19 protein-coding genes and 1 tRNA gene are annotated in these 18863 nt (G+C 58.4%); 10 read left to right on the top strand and 10 right to left on the bottom strand.

The genetic code is table 11. From position 1 onward, the window contains the following. Window positions 1-54: 54 nt before the first annotated feature. Window positions 55-783: an aspartate/glutamate racemase family protein gene (locus IHQ43_RS09185; RefSeq protein WP_192564103.1), complete on the top strand. Its 729-nt coding sequence runs from the start codon at window positions 55-57 to the stop codon at window positions 781-783. Here IHQ43_RS09185 and IHQ43_RS09180 read toward each other — a convergent pair. Next, window positions 752-1693 carry a LysR family transcriptional regulator gene (locus IHQ43_RS09180; protein ID WP_192564102.1) on the bottom strand — a complete coding sequence of 314 codons (942 nt, stop codon included), beginning with the start codon at window positions 1691-1693 and terminating at the stop codon, window positions 752-754. The two genes, IHQ43_RS09185 and IHQ43_RS09180, sit on opposite strands and share 32 nt — an antisense overlap. A gap of 125 nt (window positions 1694-1818) precedes the next feature. Between IHQ43_RS09180 and IHQ43_RS09175 the strand changes: the two genes are divergently transcribed. Then, on the top strand, window positions 1819-2565 hold the full coding sequence (locus tag IHQ43_RS09175; protein WP_192564101.1) for a 3-oxoacyl-ACP reductase family protein: 747 nt from the start codon (window positions 1819-1821) through the stop codon (window positions 2563-2565). Between the two features lie 76 nt (window positions 2566-2641). Here the strand turns inward: IHQ43_RS09175 and IHQ43_RS09170 are convergent, their stop codons facing one another. After that, entirely contained in the window at window positions 2642-3337 is a 696-nt protein-coding gene (locus IHQ43_RS09170; protein ID WP_007960113.1) for an HAD-IA family hydrolase, read from the bottom strand. A gap of 249 nt (window positions 3338-3586) precedes the next feature. Here IHQ43_RS09170 and IHQ43_RS29725 point away from each other — a divergent pair, with 249 nt between their 5' ends. The 4 genes from IHQ43_RS29725 (at window position 3587) to IHQ43_RS09150 (ending at window position 9883) form a co-directional block, all read left to right on the top strand. Next, complete coding sequence (locus tag IHQ43_RS29725; RefSeq protein WP_192564100.1) at window positions 3587-8443, top strand: RHS repeat-associated core domain-containing protein; 4857 nt, start codon at window positions 3587-3589, stop codon at window positions 8441-8443. Then, entirely contained in the window at window positions 8440-8832 is a 393-nt protein-coding gene (locus IHQ43_RS09160; protein WP_192564099.1) for a hypothetical protein, read from the top strand. Before IHQ43_RS29725 ends, IHQ43_RS09160 begins: the two co-directional genes overlap by 4 nt. Before the next feature lie 81 nt (window positions 8833-8913). Further along, complete coding sequence (locus IHQ43_RS09155) at window positions 8914-9342, top strand: DUF6896 domain-containing protein (RefSeq protein ID WP_192564098.1); 429 nt, start codon at window positions 8914-8916, stop codon at window positions 9340-9342. A 154-nt stretch (window positions 9343-9496) separates the two neighbouring features. Continuing rightward, window positions 9497-9883, top strand: coding sequence for a hypothetical protein (locus IHQ43_RS09150; RefSeq protein ID WP_244142249.1), 387 nt, complete (start codon window positions 9497-9499; stop codon window positions 9881-9883). Window positions 9884-9963: 80 nt separating this feature from the next. Here the strand turns inward: IHQ43_RS09150 and IHQ43_RS09145 are convergent, their stop codons facing one another. The 4 genes from IHQ43_RS09145 to IHQ43_RS09130 form a co-directional block, all read right to left on the bottom strand. Then, window positions 9964-10128 (bottom strand): hypothetical protein, encoded by a 165-nt coding sequence (locus IHQ43_RS09145; RefSeq protein ID WP_007952178.1) that lies wholly within the window; start codon window positions 10126-10128, stop codon window positions 9964-9966. Window positions 10129-10251: 123 nt separating this feature from the next. Continuing rightward, entirely contained in the window at window positions 10252-10674 is a 423-nt protein-coding gene (locus tag IHQ43_RS09140) for a glycine zipper domain-containing protein (RefSeq protein WP_007952177.1), read from the bottom strand. Between the two features lie 137 nt (window positions 10675-10811). Next, window positions 10812-11180 (bottom strand): hypothetical protein, encoded by a 369-nt coding sequence (locus IHQ43_RS09135; RefSeq protein WP_011333227.1) that lies wholly within the window; start codon window positions 11178-11180, stop codon window positions 10812-10814. A gap of 311 nt (window positions 11181-11491) precedes the next feature. Further along, a complete protein-coding gene (locus IHQ43_RS09130) occupies window positions 11492-11680 on the bottom strand; it encodes a hypothetical protein (RefSeq protein ID WP_007952174.1) in 189 nt (62 codons plus the stop codon). A 242-nt stretch (window positions 11681-11922) separates the two neighbouring features. On the opposite strand from IHQ43_RS09130, the gene IHQ43_RS09125 reads away from it, so the two are divergent. Beyond that, the gene (locus tag IHQ43_RS09125; protein WP_192564097.1) at window positions 11923-12201 is read left to right on the top strand and encodes a hypothetical protein; all 279 of its coding nucleotides are present in this window, start codon (window positions 11923-11925) and stop codon (window positions 12199-12201) included. A 53-nt stretch (window positions 12202-12254) separates the two neighbouring features. Here IHQ43_RS09125 and IHQ43_RS09120 read toward each other — a convergent pair whose 3' ends face one another. Together IHQ43_RS09120 and IHQ43_RS09115 are read right to left on the bottom strand one after the other, a co-directional pair. Beyond that, window positions 12255-12575, bottom strand: a complete 321-nt coding sequence (locus IHQ43_RS09120) for a YbjQ family protein (protein ID WP_064594651.1) — start codon at window positions 12573-12575, stop codon at window positions 12255-12257. 154 nt (window positions 12576-12729) lie between these two features. After that, window positions 12730-12819 (bottom strand) — tRNA-Ser (locus IHQ43_RS09115). Between the two features lie 308 nt (window positions 12820-13127). Between IHQ43_RS09115 and IHQ43_RS09110 the strand changes: the two genes are divergently transcribed. The 3 genes from IHQ43_RS09110 to IHQ43_RS09100 all read left to right on the top strand — a co-directional run bounded on the left by IHQ43_RS09110 (window position 13128) and on the right by IHQ43_RS09100 (window position 15862). Further along, window positions 13128-13817 carry a crotonase/enoyl-CoA hydratase family protein gene (locus tag IHQ43_RS09110; RefSeq protein WP_011333225.1) on the top strand — a complete coding sequence of 230 codons (690 nt, stop codon included), beginning with the start codon at window positions 13128-13130 and terminating at the stop codon, window positions 13815-13817. Window positions 13818-14033: 216 nt separating this feature from the next. Then, window positions 14034-14756: a 1-acylglycerol-3-phosphate O-acyltransferase gene (locus IHQ43_RS09105; RefSeq protein ID WP_192564096.1), complete on the top strand. Its 723-nt coding sequence runs from the start codon at window positions 14034-14036 to the stop codon at window positions 14754-14756. A 134-nt stretch (window positions 14757-14890) separates the two neighbouring features. After that, complete coding sequence (locus tag IHQ43_RS09100) at window positions 14891-15862, top strand: magnesium and cobalt transport protein CorA (RefSeq protein WP_192564095.1); 972 nt, start codon at window positions 14891-14893, stop codon at window positions 15860-15862. 38 nt (window positions 15863-15900) lie between these two features. On the opposite strand, the gene IHQ43_RS09095 is transcribed toward IHQ43_RS09100, so the two are convergent. Further along, complete coding sequence (locus IHQ43_RS09095; RefSeq protein ID WP_085608794.1) at window positions 15901-16623, bottom strand: amidotransferase; 723 nt, start codon at window positions 16621-16623, stop codon at window positions 15901-15903. A gap of 95 nt (window positions 16624-16718) precedes the next feature. Continuing rightward, the gene (locus IHQ43_RS09090; protein WP_192564094.1) at window positions 16719-18863 is read right to left on the bottom strand and encodes a 3-hydroxyacyl-CoA dehydrogenase NAD-binding domain-containing protein; all 2145 of its coding nucleotides are present in this window, start codon (window positions 18861-18863) and stop codon (window positions 16719-16721) included.

Genomic DNA, 18863 nt, shown 5'->3' with positions numbered 1-18863 from the left:
ATCTTTTGGCGGCCCTTTACGGGGCCGCAGAACCAACCGTAATAAGGACTTCCCATGCGCATTCTCGTGGTCAACGTCAACACCACCGAGTCCATCACCCAGGCGATCGCCCGTTCGGCGCAGGCTGTCGCCTCCCCCGGCACCGAGATTGTCGGCCTGACGCCGTACTTCGGCGCTGATTCAGTCGAAGGCAATTTCGAAAGTTACCTGGCCGCCATCGCCGTGATGGACCGGGTGATGTCCTACGACCAGCCGTTCGACGCGGTGATCCAGGCCGGCTACGGCGAACACGGTCGCGAAGGCTTGCAGGAATTGCTCAACGTTCCGGTGGTGGACATCACCGACGCGGCGGCCAGCACTGCGATGCTCCTCGGCCACGCCTATTCGGTGGTCACCACGCTGGATCGCACCGTACCGTTGATCGAGGATCGGCTGAAACTGTCCGGCCTGTGGGATCGCTGCGCCTCGGTACGCGCCAGTGGCCTGGCGGTTCTGGAGCTGGAGCACGAACCGCAACGGGCGCTGGAAGCAATCGTCCATCAGGCAGAACTGGCGGTGACTCAGGACAAGGCCGAAGTGATCTGCCTCGGTTGCGGCGGCATGGCCGGGCTCGACGAGAAGATCCGTCAGCGCACCGGGGTGCCGGTGGTGGATGGCGTCACAGCGGCCGTGACCATCGCCGAATCGCTGGTGCGACTGGGCCTGTCGACGTCCAAGGTGCGGACTTATGCGACGCCACGACCGAAAACCATCATCGGCTGGCCAGCACGTTTTGCGCGTTGAAACGTTCGGCGAGGCCCAGGGTTGAAAACTGCTCGATGACAAAATCGACAAACGCCCGGGTCTTGCCCGGCAGCAATTTGTGTTCGGCGTAATAGATGGAGATGTTGCCGTCGTCGACGTACCAGTCCGGCAAGACTCGCTGCAATGTCCCCGCCTCAAGATAGCCGACGGCGAACGGCATGCTCACCAGCGCAATCCCCAACCCCTGCGCCGCCGTGGCGCAGGCGGCTTCGGAATCGCTCATGGTCATTCGTGCCTTGAGGGTCAGCGGGCTGTGTTGCCGGCTTCGATGCGTCAACTGCCAGGAACGAATGCGCCCGGTTTGCGGTGAGCGGATCAGAATACCTTCGTGCAGCTTGAGGTCGTCCGGTTCGCTGATCGGCGCGTACCGATCCAGATAATCCGCAGAAGCCACCAACACCCGATGCGCCGGCGTCAGCCTGCGGGCCACCACGCCTTGGGGCAGCTCGAAGCCACCGCCAATCGCCGCATCGAAACCCTGGCCGATCAAATCGACCTGGCGGTTATCGAAATGCCAGTCCGGGTTGATCGCCGGAAACCTTTTCAGAAACTCCCCCAGCAACGGCACGATGTACAAGCGGCCGAACACCGTGCCCATGCTGACTTTCAGCGTACCGGCCGGTTGACCGCCGGCACTGGCCAGATTGTTCACCGCATTCTGGATGGTGGTGAGACTGCCGCTGACCTCACTCAGAAACAGTTGCCCCGCTTCCGTCAGGGTCAATCTTCGGGTGCTACGCTGGAACAGCCTCACGCCGAGGCGCGCTTCCAGTTTCGCCACGCTTTTACCCACGGCGGCCGGTGTCAGGCTCAGGCGGCGCGCAGCTTCGGCAAAGCTGCCGACTTCGGCGCTGCGCACGAAGCATTCGATACTGCTGAAGGTTTCCATGGCCACCACTCTAAACTTCTGGTTTACACAGACTATAGCAACCACGGTCTACTCGCCTGGTGGCGAGGGGCAGATACTCGACACCACACCAAGGCAGCCTGCCTTGAAACTTCTGGAGATCGAACATGACCACTCAACACCTCAGCGGTAAAGTCGCTCTGATTCAAGGCGGCTCTCGCGGCATCGGTGCCGCCATCGTCAAACGCCTGGCCGCTGAAGGCGCCGCGGTTGCCTTTACCTACGTCAGCTCCGCCGCCAAGGCTGAAGAACTGCAAAACAGCATCACCGCTACCGGCGGCAAAGCTCTGGCGATCAAGGCCGACAGCGCCGATGCCGGCGCCATCCGCCACGCCGTAAGCGCGACTGTCGAAACCTTTGGCCGCCTCGACATCCTGGTCAACAACGCCGGCGTGCTGGCCGTCGCGCCGCTGGAAGACTTCAAACTGGAAGACTTCGACCAGACCCTGGCAATCAACGTGCGCAGCGTGTTCATCGCCAGCCAGGAAGCCGCCAAACACATGAGCGAAGGCTCGCGCATCATCAACATCGGCAGCACCAACGCCGACCGCATGCCCTTCGCCGGTGGCGGCGTGTATGCGATGAGCAAGTCCGCACTGGTGGGCCTGACCAAAGGCCTGGCCCGCGACCTCGGCCCACGCGGCATCACCATCAACAACGTGCAACCCGGCCCGGTCGATACCGACATGAATCCGGCTCATGGCGAGTTCGCCGACAGCCTGATCCCGCTGATGGCGGTGGGTCGTTACGGCAAAGCCGAGGAAATCGCCAGTTTCGTGGCCTACCTGGCAAGCCCCGAGGCCGGTTACATCACTGGTGCCAGCCTGACCATCGATGGTGGTTTTGGCGCCTGATTTATCGGATTGTCGATAACGAAAAACGCCGCCCCTCCGTTAACAGAGGGGCGGCGTTTTTATATCGGCGGTTTGATCAGGCCCAGTCCAGCGCCGGCAATCCGCATGCACTAGGGGTGAACGCTTTCAACGTACGAAGAATCCCGTCGGCGTGTGCGTATTTTTCGTCGGCCATGGCGGCATCGGGAATCGCGATGGCAGTCATGCCGGCTGCTTTCGCGGCTGTCACACCAAACGGCGAATCTTCGAACACCAGGCAATCTTCCGGCGCCACACCGAGGCGGCGAGCTGCCGTCAGGAAAATGTCCGGCGCGGGTTTAGCCGCGCCGACTTCCGGATCGTCAGCGGTGACAATGAAGTCGAACAACGCGAACCAGTCGCGGTGCAACGTTGTTTTCTGACCGAACGACTGACGCGACGAACTGGTGCCGACAGCAATCGGAATGTTGTGCGCCTTGAGGTGACGGATCAGCTCCTCGGCGCCGGGCATCGCTTGCGCGGTGGGAAAACGCTCGCGCATCAGCGGCTCGCGGATCACCAGAAACTCTTCGGCGGTGATCGGCAGGTCCAGCGCCTCGACCACATAACGGGCCAGATCGCCGGCGCCACGGCCGATGATGTTCTGCTTGATGCTCCAGTCGAAGGTACGCCCGTATCGCTCGGCAATCAGCGAGGTGACCTCGGTGTAGATGCCCTCGGTGTCCAGCAGCAAACCGTCCATATCGAAAATCACGGCCTTGATCGGGCCGAACGCCTTCAGCGGTGCATTCATCATCGGATCCGTTATCAAAAACATCCCGGGCGGCGTGGGTAGCGCCGCTGCTCGGATCTGATTAAAGGGTTCAGCAGCATAACGAGCCCGGCCAAGGTTGAGCAACGGGCAATGTCGGTTGTCCGCCGAACGCCCTCCCGCACATTTAGAGAATCGCCCTACAGACATCGCCTACTCGGCTGACTTCTTTCCTGTTTGATCCCCCGCAAAGTTTCGCGCCATTCCCCTGATGCGCGCGAGTGACTGCGAATGCTTCCATCTGACCAACTCCTGAAACTGAACAACAGCATTGGTTTGCTGGTGGTCGCTGCGCTGAACCCTGATCAGCCTGACGTCGAAAAGCTGTTTAAGGAGTTTCGCCTTTGCCTCAACAGCTATGACATCTGGGCCGAGCAGTTCTGGACGGGCACTGCGCTGGGTGTCGAGCAAGTGTTCCAGGTCGGCAACGATGTCCGGCTCAGCGCACCGGTCGCCAGCCGCAAACCCATCAGTTCCTCTGTCGCCATGTGTTCCGCCAGCGGCTCCCTGACGCTGGTGCACATGTTCGAAGCCGCGCGGTTTGTGCCGATCGGCGATACGCCGGTGATCCTTGAACCGGTCATTTCCGATATCGACGGTGTTCTCGGTTTCGGCGATCCACTGCGTTACACCATCGGCCCCAGCGGCATTCTCAAGGTCGACGACTGCGACCGGGGCCAGCGTTATCGCATCACCTTCTTTCCCGATGTTTCCACCACGCATATCCAGACGTTGTACGCCTCGTATCAGGGCCTCATCGATGGCCTCGAAGACTGGTTACGTGAGGAATGGAAAGGGTTTCAACCGCAGTGGACGGCGTTTTCCAGCGCCGGTTTCAGCGAGCGATACGGGCAGTTGCAACGGGCTGACTGGCATGGTTTCGAATCCGCGCTGAATGGTGTCTGGGATGACGTGAAGCAACTGTTTGCCCTGCTCGCCGACTTGCAGGCAAACAGCGAAAAGCTTCTGCAGTACCTGTCCAGCGCGGAACTGGATGCCTTGCTCGCGGCATCGTCCGGGGCCATCGCCAATGGCTTGCTGATGCTCAGCGACGAACCGTTGCTGTTCATTTATCTGGCGGCCTTTACCAGTTGGCTGAAGATGTTGCCGCCGCAGTATCTGGCCGAGGTGGTGGCTGAGGTTCGGGCCGAATTGCTGGTCAGTTTTTTGCTGATGTGTGTGTCGGGTGGCATGGGCGTGCCGCTGCGGTTGAGCACCAAGGTATTGGGCAAGATCAAGTCGCCGCGTGCGCGGGAATGGCTGGCGGCTTCGGCGTTGCGGTTGGCGGAGTTGACCTCGGCGCCCGATCTGACCCGGCATGCGGGCGCTTTGAAACCGCTGGTAGTCAATGCAGGTCCGGCGCCGTTGAGGCCGACACCGGCTGTCCCGCTGGAGATTCGCACGGCGGATGCGCAGGTGACGGTGGCGAATCCGGCCGCCATTGCCCGCGACAAGTCCCATGGCATGACGCGAATGGAGCGGCATGAGCCTCGCGATGAGGCTTCGGATCAGGCGAAGAACCCCAACGGTGACAGTGCCGATTGTGCGCCGCTGACCTGCACCAACGGCTGTCCGGTGTCGATGGTCACCGGCGAAGAGTTGCTGACGCTGACTGACGGTGTGCTCGACGGGCTGTTGCCGTTCGAGTTCAGCCGGTTGTATCGCACCAGTGCGGCGGAAATCGATGTCGGGTTGGGGTTTGGCTGGAGCCATTCGCTGGCGCATCGGCTGGAGGTTGATGGCACTGCGGTGGTCTGGGTTGACCATGAGAACCGGCGCACGCGGTTTCCGCTGCCGAGTGTCGAGCGGCCGGCAATTCACAACAGCTTGTCGCGGGCGGCGATCTTTCTCGGGGATGAGCCGGAGGAGCTGATTGTTGCGCTGGCGGGGGACGCGGCGCGGTTTTATCACTTTCGGGCTGGGCGTCTGACTGCTGTTAGCGATGCTTATGGCAATCGTCTGACGGTGCATCGGGATTTTTCCGACCGGGTTCAGCGCCTGGATAACGGGGCTGGCCGTTCCTTGTTGCTGCGCTATGAGCGGGCGCATCTGGTCGCGGTCGATTATCAGGTTTTTCGGGAGTCTGCCTGGCAGACCGAACAGACCCTCGTTCGCTATTTGTATGACGCCCGTCACCGACTGATCGAAGCCACCAACGCCGTCGGCGAGAGCGAGCGTTACGACTACGACGATCAGCACGTCATCCTGCAACGGCAACTGGCCGGCGGCGCGAGCTTCTTCTGGGAGTGGGAGCGCGCTGGCAAGGCGGCGCGCTGTGTGCGGCACTGGGCGTCGTTTTCGCAGATGGATACGCGTTATGCCTGGGACGACGCCAGCTCTGTTCGGGTGCAGTACGTCGACGGTCGCGAAGAGGTTTATGTCCACGACGATACGGCGCGACTGGTGCGTCAGGTGTCGGCGGACGGTGGCGAACAGCTCAAGGCCTATGACTCGGCGGGTCGGCTGGTCGCTGAGCAGGATGCGCTGGGGGCGGTCACCGAATACCGCTACGACGATGTCGGACGGCTGATCGCGCTGATTCCGCCGGACGATGCACCGACGTCCTACGAGTACCGCAACGGTTTCCTGCACAGCCGTTCGCGTGGCGATGCGGTGTGGACCTATCGGCGCAATGCCCAGGGTGATATCACCGAGGCGGTCGATCCGGACGGCCATGTCACCCATTACCACTACGACGCGCAGGGGCGGTTGCTGTCGATCCGTTATCCGGACAGTGGCCGGCACGTGTTCGTGTGGAACGACCTCGGACAACTGGTCGAGGAAAGCTTGCCCGACGGTGGGGTTCGGAAGTTTTCCTACGACGCTTTGGGACGGAGGATTACTGCTCAGGACGAGCACGGTGCGGTCACCCGTCAGGCGTGGGACGCCGTTGGCCGGCGGATCCAGACCACCTCGCCGACCGGCGCCACTCGCGCCTGGTCCTACAGCGCCTACGGCCAGATCACCGCCGAGCGCGATGAACTGGGGCGCATCACCCGCTACGAGTATGACGACGACCTGCATTTGGTCAGTCGGCGGATCAACCCCGACGGCACGCGACTGCAATACCGCTACGACCATGCGCAGCTGCTGCTCACGGAAATCGAGAACGAGTCCGGCGAAAAGTATCGGCTGGACTACACGCCCACCGGACTGATCCGACAGGAAACCGGCTTCGATGGCCGGCGCACCGCGTACGCCTACGACCGCAACGGCCACCTGCTGGAAAAGACCGAGTTCGGCGATGACGGCTCGACGCTGGTCACCGGCTACCAACGTGATGCTGCTGGGCGTCTGCTGCTCAAAACCCTGCCGGACGGGACCGAAGTCAGCTACCGCTATGACCGCCTCGGTCGGCTGGTCGGCGTGGATGACGGTCAGGATCACCCGCTGGCGTTCGAATACGACCTGCAGGACCGGCTGGTGCGCGAGCACCAGGGCTGGGGCACCCTGCGTTACACCTACGACGCCTGTGGCCAACTGACCCGCCTGCGCCTGCCAGACAACAGCAAGCTCGACTACCACTACGCCAAGGGCGGCGCGCTGACCGCGATCGACCTCAACGGCGCCTTGCTCACCCGCCACGTCTACCAGAACGGCCGCGAACAGCAACGCCAGCAAGGCCTGCTGCTCAGCGAATACTCCTACGACGAACAGGGCCGCTTACGCGCCCACGCCGTAGGCCATCAACGCAGTGCGCTGTACCGCCGCGACTTTGCCTACAGCGCCAACGGCAACCTCGAACACATCGCCGACACCCGCCACGGCCAGCGCAGCTACACGTACGACGCCCTCGACCGGCTGATCCGCGTACGCCACACCCGCGACGACCTGCCGGAAAATTTCGCCCACGACCCGGCCGGCAACCTGCTGATGCAGGACCGCCCCGGCCCGACACAGATCAAAGGCAACCGCCTGCTGATGCAGGGCGACCGCCACTACGACTACGACGCCTTCGGCAACCTGATCCGCGAACGCCGCGGCCGCACGCAAACCCTCGTCACCGAATACCGCTACGACAGCCAGCACCGCCTGATCGGCCTGACCCGCCCCGACGGCACCACCGCCACCTACCAATACGACGCCTTCGGCCGGCGCATCCGCAAAACCGTCGACGGCCAAAGCACCGAATTCTTCTGGCAAGGCGACCACCTGATCGCCGAAAGCAGCCAGGAACAGCACCGCAGCTTCATCTACGAACCCGGCACCTTCCGCCCACTGGCCATGCTCGACGGCAAAGGCCCGAAACGCGCCTGCCCGTTCTACTACCAACTCGACCACCTCGGCACCCCGCAAGAGTTGACCGATTACAGCGGCGACATCGTCTGGTCCGCCAAATACAGCGCCTACGGCAAGGTCACCTCGCTGGAGTTGGCGACTGAGGACTACCTGAACCAGCCACTGCGGTTTCAGGGACAGTACTTCGATGACGAAAGCGGGCTGCATTACAACCGGCACCGGTATTACGACCCGGAGGTGGGGCGGTACCTGACGTCGGATCCGGTGAAGCTGGCTGGGGGGCTGAATCAGTACCGGTACGTGCCGAATCCGACGGGGTGGGTGGATCCGTTGGGGTTGAGCGAATGCCCCGGCACAGACAAGTGCAAACAACCACAGTCACCTAAAAAGGATCCGACAGAACAATCAAAACACAATGAGCAGGAACCTGAACTTCCCGCCCCCCAGAAAAAACAGGAGTATTTGTATCGAGGAGACCGTAGGGATCCTGAAGATGTTTTCCTGAACGGTTTTACCAGTAAAGGAGACAGTAACGATCTACTATTACACTCTATTGATAGCGACTTCCCACCAAGCAACTTCATAAGTACATCACCTTCCAGAGACGTAGGAAAAGCATTTGCCACTAGATACTTCACAAAAATCGGTTACCTTTACACACTAAAAAAGCTACCTGGCCTAGATCTTAAAAAGGAGCTTGGGGCCACATACAAATTCGATAAGGAGGGAGAAATCGCAATACAAGGCCATATAAAAAATGAAGATGTCCTAGGTGCAACACTGATAATTGATGACGGTCGAGAATTCGGCTACTCCATACCAAACCCCCATAGAAAAATAGATAAATGAACACAAAAATCACGATATCAGCCGTAATAAATAGTGCAAAACAAAATATCGATCTGGCTTGTAACGACGAAGAGATCAGCATCACACTAAAACTACCCAACGATAAAGAAAAAACCTACAAAAGCAGTGATTTTTACAAATGTTTCGGCCTACTAAGAGAGGACAATTCAAATATTCAGTTCCTTTGCAAAGGTTCAAAGATCAATGTCCACCCATCAAGTATGTCATCACAGATGTCACTTGGGCTGAAAGCCTATGAGCTCACCATCGGGAAAACGCCCTCGTTAGATGACGTCGTATTCATATTTGATTACGAAGATAAAAACCTGACAAACAGCCCAAAAGACCAACGCGACTTCTATTTCAACTGGATTACAGCAAAGCCATAGAGAAAAACTTTCAAACCTTAAATTCGACTAAAGCCACCATTGCATCACCAACAACTAGAAAGCTGAGAACTGCAGAAGAGAATGATCAGAGACGAGAATACACTTAAAGAATTGATAATCGACTTCCTCACCAAAGTAGACAGTGGAACAAGACTACTAGAGGAATACTTTGGCGTTCGAGACATTCGAAGGTTTTGGCACACCAAAGCAATAAAGCGATGCGGAAAAGTTACTGGAGGCGTCAAGTATGAATTACATGGAATCGGGTGCTTCATCCACTTACCAAAAGAAACCGTAAATTTTGACTATGGCCCTAACGGCGAAATCAATGGATTTGATATTTGGCGCCTATACAACTTTGCTTGCGATAGACCATCCAAACATAAAAAATATTGCGACGAAGAAATTGTTGAAAAAGAATTCAAAGAATATATAAATTTAAATAAGATCAAAAAAATGTCAGCTATAAGCAATCTTTATGTATTGACTGACCTGAGAGATATAGATTAGACGCCACCGCGGAGAAACAGCCTGCTGACCAGGCCCTTACCCCCCATTTCGAAATGCGCCCAGCAGCCAACTGGATAAATAAAACTTTTTATCTTAAATATCGAAAACAATTACTCAACCGCCACGATAGTCTTCCAAGACAAAACAGTGAGGCATGCTCATAACTAAGACACACAAAGTATTGGTCGTTGGAATAGACCAGTTTGTAGAAGACGCTATTCTGCTGGTTATTGAGGGCGTTGAGGTCAGGTGTTTCGCAATAAACAGCCCTTCGAAAATTGAAGTCGGAAAAATTTACGAAGCCGAGTTCGAAATGGTGTTGCCTGATGAGGACGCTGTATCAGCTACACAATGCGAAAAAATGCAGATCAAGATGCTCGGTAGTGGATTCCCCTGTGAGGTTTTCGGCTACCTGGATGGCGAGGTTTTCCGGTCGCTTGTTGATTTTATGGATCAGGACATCCACTACGAATACCCACATCTTAATGGGCAGTTCGTCAAAATTAACGCGGACAGGATTGATGTTTCGTTTGCTCGATAGCGAATGGTGGGGTTACACCACTGCTCAATTCCTTAGCGCTCTCAATAGTATTTCAAATATTTAACGAAACAAGTGTCCGATCACTCATCATCATCAAAATCCTCATATTCAAGCTCCTCCTCACCCTCCAAAAGCGGAACCGTCGCATCATCCATCAACGACCCCGGATCTTCATTCCCCGGATCATTGATAAACGGCAATCCGCTCGGGCCTTTTTCTTCTTTGCCTTCGGTTTCGGGAGTCATGGCGCACCTCGTCAATCGCATTCGTATAGGACGTTCGAAAAGTATGGTCGCCATTCGTTCCTGCGTATGACGCGCAGGCACAAAAAACCCGGCATCAAGCCGGGTTTCCGTAGAACCGGTCACTCAACGATGACGATTCTTGTGTTTGTTCTTGTGCTTGTGGCCGCCCCCGGAGTGCGACTTGCCGCCATCGTCACCCAGGTTGTTGCCGACCGCGCCACCCGCCGCGCCGCCCAATCCTGCGCCGATAGTCGAACCAGTGGAGCCACCGAGGCTGTTGCCGACCACGGACCCGCCTGCGGCGCCGAGGCCACCGCCAATGGCGGCTTCCGTGCGATTGCGTTTGTTCGCGCCGACGGCACTACCGGCCGCACCGCCAACACCAGCACCCACCGCCGCGCCGGTGCTGCCGCCGAGTTGGCCGCCGACCACATTGCCCAGCGCGCCGCCCAATCCACCACCCACGGCGGCCGTGCCGTCACCGGCAGCCATGGCGCCTTGGGCCACGAACAATCCCAAAACCAATGCGGATAATGTCAATCGCATACAGACCTCACAGGTCCCGAGTCGGGACGGTACGCCCGCGGAGGGGGCTATGTCGTATTGGAGGCGCATCCGGGAAAAACGTTCAGCAACGAAAAGGCCCGGCATAAAGCCGGGCCTTTTCAGTCACGCTTTGGCAATCAGTGACGCTTGTGCCCCTTGGACAGGTTGCTGCCCACTGCGCCGCCAGCAGCGCCGCCCAGGCCGGCACCGATAGTCGCGCCGTTCTTGCCACCCAGGCTGTTGCCGATGATCGAACCACCCGCCGCACCGACACCACCGCCAATGGCCGCCTTTGTGCGGGCCCCCTTCTTCGCTGCCAACGCACCGCCAGCCGCGCCGGCCAGGCCAGCGCCAATGGCCGCACCGTTGCTGCCGCCCATTTTCTGGCCAACCACGTTACCCAGCGCACCGCCCAGACCGCCACCCAGTGCGGCGGTACCGTCGCCAGCCATTGCACCTTGAGCAACCAGAAGCCCCAGAACCAGAGCAGGCAGAGTTAAACGCATGACGAAAACCTCAACAGAAGGGATAAAAAAAGGCGCAGATTGAATGCTGTTGTCGCGGCAATGTCCAGCGTTGCAGCGCACTTGGCGCCGATTGGACAGCGAATACGGAAAAGGTTTTATGACAGGCAAAAAAAAGCCCGCTGGGGAGACGGGCTGGAGACTTGCTTTCTAACGGATGGCTTCACCCTACGTAGACGGGTGTGAAAAGTTTGTGAAAGAACCCAGACGAATCCGCAATTTTTGTAGGACGCGTCTCAACAAAAGCAGAAATAAAAAACCCCGCTCAATGGCGGGGCGGTATGGCATCCGGATTACTTTCTGGAACGTGTCGTCACCTTGGGCAGAAATTTTGCCTTAGGCCCTTTGGGTGCTGCCGACTTGATCTTGCCGGTCTGCACCGGATCCTCGCCGAACCCTGCCTGATACTCCGTCTGGCCACAGCGCACGCAATTGTTGAATGGAAACTCAGCCCCGTCGTCTTCGATGTACGGATCAGTCATCTCTTCACCCCTTTTCAAATGCGGGCCGACACCGGCAAACCCTTTTGCCTGAAAAAATATCGACCTCCAAGGCTTTTGAGACTAGCCGGTCATTCCTGGACTTGTGATTCAGATCGCCCGAAGCCCGACGAATGGCCTACGGAAATTAAACACGATGAGGAGCCGTTGGTCTCACCCCGCTCAAGATTCCCGCCGACCGGCCGCTGCCCTTCTTCCTACGCAATGAATCTCAAGGAGAGAACATGGAAATCAAAGGACTCCCGACACTGCCTGTTGTAAAACTCACGGACGAACAGATCGCCGCCGGCAAAGCCGGGGCGGAGAAACTCAAGGAAAAGATCGCTTCAGGTGAAATCGTCATCAAGCAGCCAACCGGACCCAGTCCGTTGCAGCCTGGCGTCATCTACCATCCGGACCCGGTTCAGCCAGTTCAACCAGGCGATACTCCGCCTCTCGTCGCGATCGATACGCCGCTGACCTACGATTCGAAAGGGACTGTCCAGCTCAAACCACAAGGCTGATTGTCAGCAACGAGCCCATTCCGTTGAATGGGCTCACAATCGGAAACCAATGCTCAGCGCAACTTGACCGCCGTGCCGGTCGCAAACACCACAACCATGCCACCCTTCCCTGCCGGCATGCTGATCTCGAAATCCACCCCGACCACCGCATCCGCCTGCAGGGCTCGCGCGCGCTCCTTGATCTCGTCAGTCGCCTGAACACGTGCCTCCTTCAACGCCCGCTCCAGTGTCTGCGAACGCCCGCCGAAAAAGTCCCGCATGCCCGCGAACATATCGCGAATCACATTCACGCCCTGCACCGACTCGGCACTGACGATGTCCAGATACGCGGTAATCTGCCGGCCTTCGATGGATTGGGTAGTGGAAATGATCATGGAGGTCGTCCTTTTACATGCCGGATAAAACCGCGATTGTAATGCCCTGACAAAAAGAAGCCGAACCGATCTCTGTGACCAAAAAAATCCGGACACCAGAATGCACAAAACCCCTGGCTTCTTTCGAAACCAGGGGTTTTGTTTACATCGAATTTGGCGGTGAAGGAGAGATTCGAACTCTCGATACAGTTTCCTGTATACACACTTTCCAGGCGTGCTCCTTAAGCCACTCGGACACTTCACCGTATCTCTTCAAACATGTTCTGTCTGTCGAGGCGCGCTAATGTAGTCGAAAGCTTTTCTGATGGCAAACTTTTTTTTCAGAATTTTCATGCGGTTAAGAGAAAAAGCCGCTTCCACCTTTTAGGGGCCATGGCAATCCGGCCAATCTCGGGTGGGCGCAGCCCTTCTATATAGGTGTGCAGGCGTCAGGCGCGGGGCGTGTTGCAGCGCATCGGCCGGTAAACGGTGACTGGCGGGTCAGTCACAGTGCTTTACCTGACCGACGACGGTGGGTAACGTCTGCCCATCTTTCTTATAAGGAATTGCGCCATGAGCGATCTGATTGCCTACCACCTCGAAGACGGTATCGCGACCCTGACCCTGAGCAACGGCAAGGTCAACGCCATTTCCCCGGACGTGATCGCGGCCTTCAACGCGGCGCTGGATCAGGCGGTGGCGGATCGTGCCATTGTGATCATCACCGGTCAGCCGGGCATTCTCTCTGGCGGCTATGACCTGAAAGTGATGACCGCTGGCCCTAAAGAAGCCGTGTCGCTGGTGACCGCCGGTTCGACACTGGCCCGTCGCCTGCTGTCGCACCCGTTCCCGGTGATCGTGGCTTGCCCGGGGCATGCCGTGGCCAAGGGCGCATTCATTCTGTTGTCTGCCGATTACCGGATCGGTGTCGACGGTCCGTTCAGCATTGGTCTGAACGAAGTGCAGATCGGCATGACCATGCACCACGCCGGCATCGAGCTGGCCCGTGATCGTCTGCGTCGTTCGGCCTTCCATCGCTCGGTGATCAACGGCGAGATGTTTGATCCGCAAAGCGCAGTGGATGCCGGCTTCCTCGACAAGGTGGTCGCGGCCGAAGAACTGCAAGGTGCCGCCCTCGCCGCTGCGCGTCAGTTGAAGAAGATCAACATGACCGCGCACAAGAACACCAAGCTGAAAGTGCGCAAGGCGCTGCTGGAAACCCTGGACAACGCGATCATCCAGGATCAGGAGCATCTGGGCTGATACCCGGCTCGCACCGTTTCAGAAAAGCCCGACCGTCGTGTCGGGCTTTTTCTTGCACGCCCCGTTGAAAACTCCGCAGCAGCTCTAGGACGCCTCTGACCAACAAGTCGGAAACATGCGCTTAAACATCGCCCATCTCCGGACTCTATAGCGGCAATTGCCGAAAACAGTGCACATCCGTACACTGCGCCACCTTTTGTCCCGATGGGCCTGAAAATGCTGTTTGTGTTTCGTATGTTATTGATGGGCCTGCACTTTATTCTCGCGGGAATCCTCGGTGTGATCCTCGGGCTGTGCCGCCCGTTCAATCCGGACAACAGCCGCCTGTGTGCCCGTCTCTATGCACTGCCAGCGATGTGCATTTTGCGTCTGCGGGTGAAGGCCGATGTCGGCCCGTTGATGAACAAGCCCGACAGCTGCGTGATCATCGCCAATCATCAGTCCAACTATGACCTGTTCGTGTTCGGCAACGTGGTGCCGCGTCGTACTGTGTGCATCGGCAAAAAGAGCCTGAAGTGGGTGCCGCTGTTCGGGCAACTGTTCTGGCTGGCGGGCAATGTGTTGATCGATCGTGGGAATGCCCAGAAAGCACGTCAGTCGATGCTGACGACCACCGATACCTTGCAACACAAAGACACCTCGATCTGGGTGTTCCCGGAAGGCACCCGCAACCAGGGTGAGGAACTGCTGCCTTTCAAGAAAGGCGCATTCCAGATGGCCATTGCCGCCGGGGTGCCGATCGTTCCGGTGTGTGTCAGCAGCTACATCAAGCACATGCGCCTGAATCGCTGGCGCAGCGGGAAAATTCTCATACGCTCGCTACCGGCAATTCCTACCGCCGGCCTGACCATGGACGACATGCCCATGCTCATCACTCAGTGCCGCGAGCAGATGCGCGAATGCATCGAGGCAATGGATCGGCAGCTGCAAGCCGCGTGAAAAAGAAGCCCGCCCTGTGCGGGTTTTCTTTTGCCCGGTGAACTGTGCAGATTTCACTGACTCTCAAGCAGCGACACGGCTAAGCTGAAGCCATGTCTCCCCTGCCATCTGCCAAGAAGAAGTGAACCACCACCATGGGTCGAGTTGTTGCTGCTGCGGTTTACAGCGCCGGTAAGAAAGTCACCAATATTTCCCTCGACGAAGGCGCGGCCTGGGCTGCCAAGACTGGGCACTTCGTCTGGATCGGCCTTGAAGAGCCGAACGCCCAGGAACTGTCCAACCTGCAACGCCAGTTCAACCTGCACGAGCTGGCCATCGAAGACGCCCTGGAAAAACACAGCCGACCGAAGCTGGAAACCTTTGGCGACGCGCTGTTCATCGTCACCTACTCGCCGGTGCGCGAACACGGGATTCTGCAGTTCATCGAAACCCATATCTTCGCCGGCAAGGGCTACATCATCACCGCCCGCAACGGTCACTCGGCGTCCTACGCCCACGTCCGCCAACGTTGTGAGGCACGGCCCCTGCTGCTGGAGCACGGGGAAGATTTCGTACTGTATGCGCTGCTGGATTTCGTGATTGAAAACTATCAGCCAGTGGGCGAAGCGATCCACGCCGAAATCGATGAGCTGGAACGCAACGTGCTGTGCAGTGCGCTGAATGAACACGACATCCAGAAACTCCATGGCTTGCGCCGGGATGTCCTGCGCCTGCGCCGTTACGCCGCGCCGATGGTGGAAATCGGCGAGGAACTGCAGAAGCTGAGCTTTCCCTTCATCGACAAGAACATGCGGCCGTACTTTCGCGACGTGCAGATCCACGTGACCCGGCAGATGGAGGATCTGACCACCCTGGCTGACATCGCCAGCCAGACCATCGAAATCGGCGTGCTGCTGGAGGCGTCACGCCAGAGTGTGGTGCAACGCAAATTCGCTGCATGGGCGGCGATCCTGGCGTTCCCGACGGCAGTGGCGGGGATTTACGGGATGAACTTCCAGAACATGCCGGAGCTGAGCTGGCACTACGGCTATTTCGGCGTGCTGGGCTTTATCACGGTCGGCTGTGTGAGCCTGTGGGCGAGCTTCAAGAAATCGGGCTGGCTATAAGAAAAACGCCCCCGTGCAAAACACGGGGGCGTCTACTTTCAAGCAGCGGTCGGCTTGTGCGCCACGAAGCGCATCATCCATTCCGCAACGGTGGTGCCATGGTGCTGATGTTCCAGGCTGGCCACGCCCTTGCTGTACACCTGCTCGCCCAGCGCTTCCTGACGCAGATCCAGCAGCGCTCGCGAATAGTCGTGAATGAATTCCGGATGACCCTGGAAGCACAGCACCTGATCGTTGATGTGGTACGCGGCAAACGGGCAGAAATCGCTGGAAGCAATCACCGTGGCGTTCTCCGGCAGCGCCGTCACCTGATCCTGGTGGCTGATCAACAGCGTCAGCTCTTCACGCACCGGGCTCATCCACGGCGCCTTGGCCGCCAGTTTGTAGTTGTGGATGCCGACACCCCAGCCTTGCGTGGCGCGTTCGCTCTTGCCGCCCAGCAGCAGCGCCAGCAACTGATGGCCGAAGCACACGCCGAGCAGTTTGTCGCCGCGCTCATAGCGGTTCAGCAGGTATTGCTTGAGGGTCTGGATCCACGGGTCGGTACCGAACGAGTCGGCCTTGCTGCCGGTGACCAGGTAGGCGTCAAAAGTCAGGTCATCACTCGGATAATCGCCCTGCATCACGTTGTACACCGTGAACTCGGCGGCGATCGGCTGTTGCGAGAACAGGCGCTGGAACATCTGCCCGTAACCCTGATATTCATCGACCAGTTCCGGACGCAGGATGTCGGTTTCCAGAATGCAGATGCGTAGCGACATAAAAAATACCTGACACGTGATGGGAATAATGCACACCCCAGAGCCTGCCTTGAAACCACCCGGCAAGGCAAGCCCCGAAATGCGTCCCCGCCCCGTTAGAACAACTCGCCTTTCGCGGCTTTTTCCAGCAGCAGCGCAGGCGGTGCAAAACGCTCACCGTACTGTTCCGCCAGATACTGCGCCCGGGCGACAAAGTCCTTCACGCCATATTGGTTGATGAACTGCAACGCGCCGCCCGTCCATGCCGCGAAGCCGATGCCGAAGATCGAGCCGACGTTGGCATCCGCCGTCGATGTCAGCACGCCCTCCTCCACACAACGCACGGTTTCGATGGCCTGCACGAACAGCAACCGGTCACGCACATCTTTCGGCGAAATCTGCCCATCGGCTTTCTCGAAACGGGTTTTCAGCTCAGGCCACAGATGCTTCTGCCCACCCGCCGGGTATTCATAAAAACCGCCTCCCGCTGCCTTGCCTGGCCGCTTGTATTCGTTGAGCAGCAAGTCAATCACGGCGAACGCCGGGTGCTCAATCAGCGGTTTCCCTTCTGCTTGAAGGTCTTTGGCCGTTTGCTGACGGATATGGCTCATCAGGCTGAGGGAAACTTCGTCGGAGATCGCAAGAGGCCCGACAGGCATACCGGCCTTGCGGGCTTCGGTCTCGATCATCGGCGCACTGACGCCCTCACCCAGCATGGCAATGCCTTCATTGGTGAAGGTGCCGAACACCCGCGAAGTGAAGAAACCACGACTGTCGTTGACCACAATCGGGGTTTTCTTGATCTGCAGTACGAAATCGAACCCGCGTGCGAGGGTTTCGTCGCTGGTTTGCGCGCCCTTGATGATTTCCACCAGCGGCATCTTTTCCACCGGGCTGAAGAAGTGCAGGCCGATGAACTTGCTTTGATCCGGTACTGCGGTCGCCAAGCCAGTGATTGGCAAGGTAGAAGTATTGGAAGCAATCACCGCATCCGCACCGACCACCTGTTGCGCCGCCGCCGAGACCTTGGCCTTGAGTTGACGATCTTCGAACACCGCCTCGATGATCAGATCGCAACCTGCCAGATCGGCATCGCTTTCAGTGGTCTGGATACGCGCCAGCACCGCTTCACGCTGCTGCGCAGTCAGCTGCCCGCGAGCGACTTTCTTGTCCAGCAACGAGGCGGAATGCGCTTTGCCCCTTTCGGCAACCTCAAGGTTGATGTCCTTGAGCACCACCTCAATCCCGGCTGACGCACTGACATAGGCGATCCCGGCGCCCATCATGCCCGCGCCGAGTACGCCCACGCGTTTCGTCACATAAGGCGCAAAACCCTGTGGCCGCGAACCGCCGGCATTGATTTCATTGAGTTGGAACCAGAACGTGCCGATCAGGTTTTTCGAGATCTGGCCGGTAGTCAGTTCGGTGAAGTAGCGGGTTTCGATCAGGTGCGCCGTGTCGAAATCCACCTGCGCGCCTTCCACAGCCGCACACAGAATCTTCTCCGGCGCCGGCAACGTGCCCTGGGTCTTGGTGCGCAGGATCGACGGCGCAATCGCCAGCATCTGCGCAACTTTCGGGTTCGACGGCGTGCCGCCGGGAATCTGATAACCCTTCACATCCCAACGCTGCACGGCCGCAGGGTTGGCCAGGATCCAGGCCCTGGCCTTCGCCAGCAGTTCATCGCGATCTGCCGCCAACTCATCGACCAGTCCCACCTGCAACGCCTGCTGCGGACGGACTTTCTTGCCTTCAAGCAAATACGGCAAAGCTTTTTCGATGCCAAGCATGCGCACCATCCGCACCACGCCACCACCGCCCGGCAACAGGCCGAGGGTCACTTCCGGTAAACCGAGTTGCACCGACGCATCGTCCAGGGCCACGCGATGGTGGCAGGCCAGGCAGATTTCCCAACCGCCGCCGAGCGCCGCGCCGTTGATTGCCGCGACCACCGGTTTGCCGAGGGTTTCCAGGGTGCGCAACTGGCCCTTCAGGGTCAGCACCATGTCGTAGAAAGCCTTGGCTTCAGGCTTGCCGACCTTGATCAGTTCATTCAGGTCGCCGCCGGCGAAGAAGGTTTTCTTGGCCGAGGTGATGATTACCCCGGCGATGTCATCTTTTTCCGCCTGCAAACGGGCGACGCTTTCGGCCATGGCCTCGCGGTACACCGCGTTCATGGTGTTGGCGCTCTGGCCCGGCATGTCGATGGTCAGGAGCACGATGCCGTCCTGGCCTTTTTCGTAACGAATGGCTTGGGTCAT

Origin of the sequence: Pseudomonas gozinkensis (assembly GCF_014863585.1) — a bacterium.
Taxonomy (GTDB): domain Bacteria; phylum Pseudomonadota; class Gammaproteobacteria; order Pseudomonadales; family Pseudomonadaceae; genus Aquipseudomonas; species Aquipseudomonas gozinkensis.
Note: the sequence above shows the minus strand (reverse complement) of the source record. Positions and strands in the feature narration are given on the sequence as shown.